At 54.6% G+C, this 7,025-nt stretch carries 7 protein-coding genes; all 7 read right to left on the bottom strand.

Annotated features, from left to right (window positions below; genetic code table 11):
* The coding region (locus AC5OW4_RS13610) for an ABC transporter ATP-binding protein (RefSeq protein WP_493677091.1) at window positions 1-1,565 on the bottom strand (1,565 nt) is incomplete at its 3' end.
* Window positions 1,562-3,358: an ABC transporter ATP-binding protein gene (locus AC5OW4_RS13605; protein WP_072684330.1), complete on the bottom strand. Its 1,797-nt coding sequence runs from the start codon at window positions 3,356-3,358 to the stop codon at window positions 1,562-1,564. The genes AC5OW4_RS13610 and AC5OW4_RS13605, both read right to left, overlap by 4 nt.
* A gap of 39 nt (window positions 3,359-3,397) precedes the next feature.
* Window positions 3,398-3,550, bottom strand: a complete 153-nt coding sequence (locus tag AC5OW4_RS13600) for a hypothetical protein (protein ID WP_006059159.1) — start codon at window positions 3,548-3,550, stop codon at window positions 3,398-3,400.
* A 48-nt stretch (window positions 3,551-3,598) separates the two neighbouring features.
* Window positions 3,599-3,865, bottom strand: coding sequence for a TIGR03905 family TSCPD domain-containing protein (locus AC5OW4_RS13595; RefSeq protein ID WP_006059158.1), 267 nt, complete (start codon window positions 3,863-3,865; stop codon window positions 3,599-3,601).
* Between the two features lie 99 nt (window positions 3,866-3,964).
* Window positions 3,965-4,636 carry a potassium channel family protein gene (locus AC5OW4_RS13590; protein ID WP_006059157.1) on the bottom strand — a complete coding sequence of 224 codons (672 nt, stop codon included), beginning with the start codon at window positions 4,634-4,636 and terminating at the stop codon, window positions 3,965-3,967.
* A 14-nt stretch (window positions 4,637-4,650) separates the two neighbouring features.
* Window positions 4,651-6,045 (bottom strand): TrkH family potassium uptake protein, encoded by a 1,395-nt coding sequence (locus AC5OW4_RS13585; RefSeq protein WP_072684329.1) that lies wholly within the window; start codon window positions 6,043-6,045, stop codon window positions 4,651-4,653.
* Window positions 6,042-6,929, bottom strand: coding sequence for an acetamidase/formamidase family protein (locus AC5OW4_RS13580; protein ID WP_308560328.1), 888 nt, complete (start codon window positions 6,927-6,929; stop codon window positions 6,042-6,044). Before AC5OW4_RS13580 ends, AC5OW4_RS13585 begins: the two co-directional genes overlap by 4 nt.
* Between the last annotated feature and the right edge of the window lie 96 nt (window positions 6,930-7,025).

Raw genomic sequence — 7,025 nt, 5'->3', positions numbered from 1 at the left:
ATCCGCGGATCCGCCAGCACGGCGCGGGCAAACGAAATCAGCTGCTTCTGCCCCGTTGACAATCGTGAGCCGCCCTCGCCCACATCCGTGTTGTAGCCGTTTTCCAGACGCAGAATGAACTCGTGCGCGTCGACCATTTTTGCCGCCGCTTCAATTTGTTCGTCGCTGGCATCCAGCCGGCCATAGCGGATGTTCTCCTTTACCGTGCCGGAGAACAGATGCGGCGCCTGCAGCACATAGCCGAGATGGGAGTGCAGCCAGCCCAGCGAGCGTTCGCGCACGTCTTTCCCGTCGATCAGCACCTGTCCGTTCACTGGCTGATAAAACCGGCATAACAGGTTGACGACTGTACTCTTGCCGGAACCGGTTTCTCCGACCAGCGCAACGGTCTGGCCGGCTTTCACCTTCAGGTTAAAATCGGTCAGCACACGTTCGCCCTCAAGATATTCAAAATCGACATGCCGGAACTCCACGTCGCCGGCTAACGGTTCATAGTTCTGCGGCTTCGGCTCCAGCTCCGTTCCATATTTTTCAATGACTTCCGGGGTATCGACAATCTGCGGTTCGCTGTCCAATAGCGACAGCACCCGCTCCGCGCTGGCCTGTGCCAGCTGCAGCTCGGCGATCAGCCGGGCAATCTGCCTCAGCGGCTCAAAAAACTGCGTGGCGTACTGCGTAAACATCATCAGCGTGCCGAACTGCAGCGTCTGCATCAGCACCTGATGGCCGCCCGACCACAGGATCGCCGCGGTCGAGATCGCACCCAGACCCATGACCACCGGCATAAACAGCGCGGACAACGTCGCCGCGCGCACGCTGGCCGCCTTCATCTCAAGCGTTTCTTCATTGAATTCTTTTAAGTTATCATCTTCGATGACCAGCGTCTTCGTCGTCTTGGCGCCGGTGATGCCTTCGTTGAACGCACTGGTAATCCGCGAGTTAATCCGCCGCACGCTGCGGTAATTCTTGAGAATCCGAACCTGAAACCACACGCTCAGCCAGGCCAGCACCGGCACGACCATCAGCACCAGCAATGCCAGCTTCCAGTTGACGATCAGCATGACGATGCTGACTCCCAGCATCACCGCTAAGCCCCAGATCAGATCCATCAGACTCCACGACAGAATTTCCGCCAGCCGGGCAATATCGCTGTTCATCCGCGCCATCAGCCAGCCGATCGGCGTCCGGTCAAAGTAGGAAAACGAGAGCGTCTGCAGCTTGGCGAACGCTTTCTGGCGCACATCGTAGGAGAACGCCATTTCAATTTTGCCCGCCTGCATGAAAAACAGATAGACACTGAACGCCTGAAACAGCACACCCGCCATGTAAACTCCGGAAAACATCCACAGCGAGCTGTCCGGCTGACCGCCTGCGGCAAACGTGTCGATCGCGATTTTGTTAAGGATCGGAAACAGGACGTCGCAGCCGGCGACAGCGACCATCAGGATCAGCAGCCGCACCAGCTCCTTGCGCAGCGGTCTCATCAGTACGAAGATCCGCTTCCACAGGCCGGCATCCAGCGATTCCGTATTGTATTGTTGTTCTTCAAAACGAATCTGACTCATGCTTCCTCCCCTCCTTCATTCATCCGGGCCGTCTGAATCTCAACGATCCGGCGGTACAGCCCGTCTTCCTCAATCAGCTGAGCATGCGTTCCCGCCTGAGTGATCCGGCCTTGTTCCAGCACCAGGATCAGGTCGGCATCCATCGCCGAAGCCACCCGCTGGGTGATGATCAGCGTCGTAGTCTGGCTTTGCACCTCTTTTAAAGCCGCGCGGATCTTCGCGTCGGTCTGGGTATCGACCGCTGACAGCGAATCGTCGAAGATCAGAATCGGCTGCGGCGACAGCACCGTGCGGGCGATCGCGATCCGCTGCTTCTGTCCGCCGGAAAGCGTGACGCCTTTCTCGCCGACTAACGTGTCGTAGCCGCGGTCAAACTCCGCGATGACTTCATGCACCGACGCAATCCGCGCCGCCTGTTCCACTTCCTCGCGATGTGCCCCGCGCCGGGCCAGGTGAATGTTATCGTAAATTGTTTTCGAAAACAGGAACGGTTCCTGCAGGACGATGCCGATGTTCTGGCGCAGCCATGTCCGCTGGATTCCTGTAATGTCATGACCGTCGATCCGAATCTGACCGGACGTCGGATCGTACAGCCGCATCAACAGATGAACCAAGGTGCTTTTGCCTCCGCCGGTCGGCCCGATCAGCGCCACCGTCATGCCCTTTTCAATCGTAAAGGTCAGATCCTTCAGCACCGGCTGACTGTCGCCTTCATATTGAAACTGAACATGATCGAACTCAATCCGGCCCTCAATCGGCGGCGTTTCCCCGCTGGCCACATCTTCCGGAGTTTCGTCAAGAATTTCCTGCAGACGTCCGATGGACACGCTCATTTTACCCATATCGGCAAGAATCCGGCCGAGGTTGCGTACCGGCCACAGGATCATGCCTTCATACGAAATGAACACGAAGAAGCTGCCGACGCTCAGATCGCCCCGAACCGCGGCAAAAATCCCGGCCAGAATGATCACGAAGATCTGCGTCAGGCAGATCAGGTCGCTTGTCCCCCAGTACGCACCCAGATACTGAATCATTTTAAACGTCAGATCCCGGTAGCGGGCATTTTTCTGCTCGAACTTCCGGATTTCCTCCCGCTCATTATTAAACGCCTTAACGACGCGGATGCCGGATAAATTCTCCTGCACCGCCGTACTCAGATCCCCCTCAGCCTCATCCGACGCTAAAAACGCCTTCTGCACGCGGGTAAAAAAGATATACGCGTAGATCACTAACAGCGGCATCGAGATCACCGCCAGCCAGGCCAGCGGCCGGTAGATGGAAAACAGAATCAACAGCGCGGCCAGCGCCGTCGCGACGGAATAGACGACCTCTGAGATCTGTCCCGCCAGAAAGCGCCGGATCTGATCGACATCACTCGTGCACCGCTGCACCAGATCGCCGGTCTTAATCCGCACATGGTAACTGAACGGCAACGACTGCAGATGCGCGTAAAGCCGGTTGCGGACCTTGCGGCAGACTTCCTCTGAAATCACCGCGTTCCAATACCCCCGCAAGAACACGCACACGCAGATCAGCGCATTAATCGCCAGAATCGCCGCGGCGCCGATCCACAAATTCCGCTGTAAATATGCCGCCCCGCCCAAATGATCCAACAGCCACGCCAGAACCGGATTGTTAGCCGGCTGGGCATGGATGACGTTGTCGATCATAAAGCTGAACAACAGCGGTGAACACAGATTCAGAAACGCGTACACGCACACCAAAATGATCATCGCCGCCATCCGTTTCCGGTTGCCTTCTAAAAACTCCCAAATAAAATGAAACTTCCGCATGATTTCCCCTCCTTCCGGAATCCAAAATAAAAAGCACGCTCAGCAGTGCTTTTCATTTGTTTCTGATTCATTTTCATCCATCACTTCTGCCAGATACTCGACCGGCGTCACCTGCGTCATCAATTCGATGACGTCAAACGACAAACCGATCTCCACCAGCGTTTTCGCAACTTCCATCTGCGGTTTTTTCATACGCTCTCACCTGTTCTTAGGCTGAGCGTTCCGCTCTGAAACTATCCTTTAGTTTGATTGGAAGTGTTTGGTTAACGCCGTTGCGATCTGATCAGGACAGGACGTCGGCTTCGCGCCGCAATGAACTCCCTGAAAAGCTTCTACTACTTCTTTGACTGTTTTCCCCTTGATGATTCTGGAAATGCCTAACAGGTTGCCGGGGCAGCCGCCGGTGATCACAACGTTGGTAATAACGTCGCCTTCCAGCTCAAAATCAAAGCGCTTGGAACAAACGCCCTGGGGGATATATGTAAATTTATCTTTTGTCATTGTCATATAAAAAACCTCCTGTCGACTATGGTTATCATGATACCATGGTTCATTTTCCTTCACAAGTCCAAAAATACAGAAAAGCCGGAATTTTCCGGCTTCGATTCAAATTCTGAACAGTGATTCAAATTTCTTGAAGATTTTATTATCCGCGATAACCAGCAGCTGGTCGTTGGCCTCGATCGTGTAGAACGCGTCCGGAGAAATCGAAAGATGTTCCTTCGGATTCTTGCGGATCCCCAAAACGTTAATGCCGTAATTGGTCCGCAGTTCCAGCGCTTTCAGCGTCTTGCCGACCCACTTGGCCGGGGCTGCGATCTCAACGATGCTGTAATCGTCGTCGATGTCGATCAAATCAATGATGTTGCGTGAAACCAACTTCTTCGCTACCCGCTCGCCCATCTCTTTTTCCGGACGAACGACGTAATCCGCGCCGATCTTCTGCAGGATCTGCATGTACTTTTTATTTTTTGCCTTTGCCATGATAAACGGAATTCCCAGCTCGCGCAGATTCATGACGCCCATGATGCTTTCTTCCAGGTGCGATCCCGTCGCCACCACCGCCGCGTCGCAGTCCTGAATGCCGATCGCACGCAGCTGGTCGATATCGGTGAAGTCAGCCTGAATCGCCTGCGTGACAAAATCGCTGACGCGGTCGACGCACGCCAGATCCTTATCAATCGCGATGACTTCGTGGTTGTATTGCGAAAGGGTCTTGGCGATCGTCGATCCGAAGATCCCTAAGCCCAGAATAACATACTGTTTCATTTCCGACATAATTCCTATTCCTCCTACCCGATCAGCACGTCCCCGTGCGGATAAACGAGATTGTTTGTTTTACGGTTTTGTTTCATTCGCATCAACGAAAGCACGATCGTAATCGGACCAACACGGCCAATATACATCAGCGCGATGATCACAATTTTGCCCAGCGCTGACAACAGCGGCGTCACCCCAGCGGACAGCCCGACCGTCGCGATCGCGGAGAACGCTTCAAATGCGATCGGCAGGAAGCCGATTTCCGGATCACTGAGCGTCAGCAGAAAGATCGCCATGATCAACACGCAGGCATAGGTCAGCGTGATCGCGAACGCCTTGTGGAAGGTGCCGGCCGGCAGCGTCCGCTTGAACAGCGTCATATTGCCGGCATCGCGGATCTCAGACACGATCAGCACGAACAGCATCGAGAACGTCGTCGTTTTGATACCGCCCGCGGTACCGCCCGGCGAACCGCCGATGATCATATAGAACAGCATGATGAACAGGGAAGCACCCCGCAGCAGCGAGAAGTCGATGGTACTGAAGCCCGCCGTTCGCAGCGTCGTCGACTGGAAGAACGCCGCCATCACTTTCTGCGGGAAGCTCATCCATCCGAGCGTATCCGGATTGGTAAATTCCACTAACAGGATCAGCAGCGTCCCGCTGCCCAACAACGCTCCGGTCACGACCAGCACCAGCCGGCTGTGCAGGGAGAGCCGCGTCCACAGCCGTTTCCAGCTGAATGTCTTCTTCTCCGGCAGTACCCGCCGCAGGTCAAACCAGACCGCAAAGCCCAGGCCGCCGGTGATGATCAGGCCGCAGACGGTAAAGTTGATCAGCGGATCGGTAGCGTACGCCATTAACGACGACCGCGTCAGATTATCCAGACCCGCATTGCAGAACGCAGAAACGGAAAGGAATACCGAATTGTAAAGCCCCTGCGTCAATCCGTATTCCGGAATGAAGCGCAGCGCCAGCAGCACCATGCCAATGGCTTCAAAAATAAAGGTATAGCGGAAGATGCTTTTTAGAAAGTTGGGAATGTTGTCAGCGTCGTTTTTATTTAACGAGTCCTGCAGCATTTTCTTTTCAGAAAAGTTCAGCTTGCGCCGCATCAGCGTCAGAAACAGCGCCAGCAGCGACATCAGGCCCAATCCGCCGATCTGCATCAGGAAAATGATGACCGTCTGGCCGATCAGATTGTACTGGTCAATCACGGCAAACGGCATCAGTCCCGTCACACAGGTCGCCGAGGTGGCGACGAATAAGCTGTTTAGATAGCTGGCCCGCATGCCGGGATTCTGCGAAAACGGCAGCCACAGCAGGAAGGAACCTACAAGGATAACAAGGACAAAGCTCAGCGCGATCATCCGGGTCGGCCCCAGAAACCGCAGCAGCTTATCTCTGATCGGCAGTTTGAAGTTCATGATCTATTTCCCTCCTTGGAAAGGAATCGAACCAGCGGCATTCCAAACCGCAGCGTTACCAAATCGTTCACAACCTGACATATTTCACTATTGCCCTCCAGGCTCATCAGCATGCCCGCCATTTCCGGCGTACATCCCAACTGGCGCTGCAGCTGGCAATTCATTTTCTGACAACAACGTTTCAGCGCTTCCTCCATCGTCTTGGCGGAAGCCAGTGCATAGAGCTGATCCTGATCTGTCACCCACGGACCTTCGCAAGCTTGCTTGAGGACTTCGACCTTTACCGTGACCTCAGCCGCAATTTCCGCGCCGCTGCCCATCACCTCGCCATCGCCCATGACCGCATGCACATCGCCCAGCGCCAACAGCGCGCCGGGATGGAAGACGGGCAGATAGACCACCGCGCCTTCGCGGATTTTACGGCAGTCCATGTTGCCGCCGTGTTCACCCGGAGTTCCGCAGCCAACTTCTTTTTCCTGCGGGGCTACGCCGATCACGCCGATCATCGGATCCGCCTTGACGATCAGATCGCTGCGAAATTCCAGCTGGCGCTCCTGTACCGGCAGAAAGTGGATCATTCTCCGCGTCACAAGTTCTTTCATCGTTCCGCTGTTGGGATAACTGCCGACCAGCGCCCGCCTTCCCAGCGAGATTTTCTCGATCGTGACCTTCAGCGTATCGCCCGGCATGGCTTCTTCAATCGCCGCCGGCCCGCTTGCCGGATTAATCCGATGACAACGCCTGTCCGGCTCGTCCGGCGTGACCTCGTCACTGTAACAATCCATCGTTTCAAACGTAATCCGATCTCCTGAATGTACGTTGAGTACCGGTTTATTCTCAGAAGACATCGCATAGATCACATGATCTTTCGCAATCTTATTCATAACCAACCCTCTTTAAGCGTATACGATTCTTAGTCTACACCTTTTAATTCAAATACTCAATACTCGAGCTTTGAAAATTTTACAAAAAAGCATAAG

The sequence above is a fragment of the Holdemania sp. genome (assembly GCF_986127675.1).
This window is presented reverse-complemented; position numbering and strand designations above follow the sequence as displayed.

Coding starts and splice junctions, on each gene's coding strand:
- AC5OW4_RS13595 (WP_006059158.1), bottom strand. CDS start 3,865: ATGACAATGACAAAAGATAAATTTACATATATCCCCCAGGGCGTTTGT.
- AC5OW4_RS13605 (WP_072684330.1), bottom strand. CDS start 3,358: ATGCGGAAGTTTCATTTTATTTGGGAGTTTTTAGAAGGCAACCGGAAA.
- AC5OW4_RS13585 (WP_072684329.1), bottom strand. CDS start 6,045: ATGAACTTCAAACTGCCGATCAGAGATAAGCTGCTGCGGTTTCTGGGG.
- AC5OW4_RS13600 (WP_006059159.1), bottom strand. CDS start 3,550: ATGAAAAAACCGCAGATGGAAGTTGCGAAAACGCTGGTGGAGATCGGT.
- AC5OW4_RS13590 (WP_006059157.1), bottom strand. CDS start 4,636: ATGTCGGAAATGAAACAGTATGTTATTCTGGGCTTAGGGATCTTCGGA.
- AC5OW4_RS13580 (WP_308560328.1), bottom strand. CDS start 6,929: ATGAATAAGATTGCGAAAGATCATGTGATCTATGCGATGTCTTCTGAG.